This is a genomic window from Methylophaga sp. UBA5088 (assembly GCF_002414625.1).
GTDB lineage: Bacteria > Pseudomonadota > Gammaproteobacteria > Nitrosococcales > Methylophagaceae > Methylophaga > Methylophaga marina.
In genome coordinates, this window is the sequence record NZ_DIAC01000028.1 from 14,155 (window position 1) to 15,507 (window position 1,353).

Genomic DNA, 1,353 nt, shown 5'->3' on the forward strand with positions numbered 1-1,353 from the left:
CCCCGTTTCTATTAACATGATGGCAATAGAAAATAAGATACACACCACAATAATGGATGCGATAGTCGTGGGCACTTGACTGGATGAACCAAATACTAAAAATAACAATGGAAAACCGACGTAACCCGTATTGGAGTAAGCCGCTGCCACACCATCAACACTGGCGTCAGCTAAATGACTACCCTGATTTAACCGCCACAACAGAATAAAAACAAAAATAACCCCAGTGCCAAGCAGATAAACATAAATAAAAGCAGGCTTAAATAAAGCTTGCCAATGGCTATGTGCCATAATGTCGAACAATAAGGCAGGCAGGGCTAGCCAGACGACGTAACGGTTTAATTCACTAGCCGCTGTGGGTCCGAGCACGCCGGTTTTTCTAGCGATAAAACCGGCCGCAATCAACCCGAAAATCGGTAACAAAATTGAAAAAGTAGTAAGCATCAGATAGATGAGTTTTTGTTGCAATATTAAATGATATCAGGATGATCGTTAGGTGCCTAACCACTATGGGTCAGAAACAATAAAAAGGCAGATATGCTGAATAAAATCAAACGCATTTTTATCAAATGGCTTCTTTATGCCATGCTGGGATGGTTAGTGTTGAGCCTGCTTATTGTCCTGCCGTTTCGCTGGTTGAACCCACCCGTCAGTATGGTGATGCTGGAACGTTGGCTGACGCATGATGATTACAGTATTCAACAAACCTGGTTAAGCTGGGATGAGATGCTCAAAAAAGCTGCTTTAGCGGTCATTACCTCTGAGGATCAGCGTTTCCCGATACATCAAGGCTTTGACGTCGATGCCATTATGAAAGCTTTGAATGAAGCTGAAGAAGGTGGCCGCTTACGTGGAGCCAGTACCATTAGCCAGCAAGTCGCTAAAAACATGTTCTTATGGACGGGCAGAAGTTGGCTGAGGAAAGGCCTTGAGGTCTGGTTTACGTCATTGATCGAAGTAACCTGGGGCAAACAACGCATTCTTGAAGTGTATATGAATATTGCAGAGTGGGGACCCGGCGTCTTTGGTATTGAGGCCGCCAGTCAGTATCACTTTGGCAAACGCGCCTCGCAACTGACGGATATGCAGGCGGCTTTATTAGCCTCTACCTTACCAAGTCCGTTGAAATATGATCCGGCAAGACCTGCACAACATCTCATTGATAGAGCCCGTTGGAATTTAGCCCAACAACGTAAATTAGGTGGGACTAACTGGTTAGCGCCAATATCAGAATAAAAAAAACCGCCAGTACTAGAAGGGGTACTGGCGGTACCGAGGACGAGAGAGTTATTTAAGCCAGACTTTCCAGCCTTTCTCTGCCATACACTCAATAAAGCCAACGGTAACTTGGCT

The 1,353-nt window shown here is 44.9% G+C and carries 2 protein-coding genes; one reads left to right on the forward strand and one right to left on the reverse strand.

Annotated elements, in window-relative coordinates; genetic code table 11:
* The coding region (locus B4K20_RS03570; protein ID WP_289281910.1) for an AEC family transporter at positions 1–468 on the reverse strand (468 nt) is incomplete at its 3' end.
* 69 nt (positions 469–537) lie between these two features.
* Between B4K20_RS03570 and mtgA the strand changes: the two genes are divergently transcribed.
* Complete coding sequence (gene mtgA, locus B4K20_RS03575) at positions 538–1,236, forward strand: monofunctional biosynthetic peptidoglycan transglycosylase (protein ID WP_289281911.1); 699 nt, start codon at positions 538–540, stop codon at positions 1,234–1,236.
* The last annotated feature ends 117 nt before the right edge of the window (positions 1,237–1,353 follow it).

What these genes read in the sequence shown, in the direction of transcription:
- mtgA (WP_289281911.1), top strand. Translation starts at nt 538, where the DNA reads ATGCTGAATAAAATCAAACGCATTTTTATCAAATGGCTTCTTTATGCC.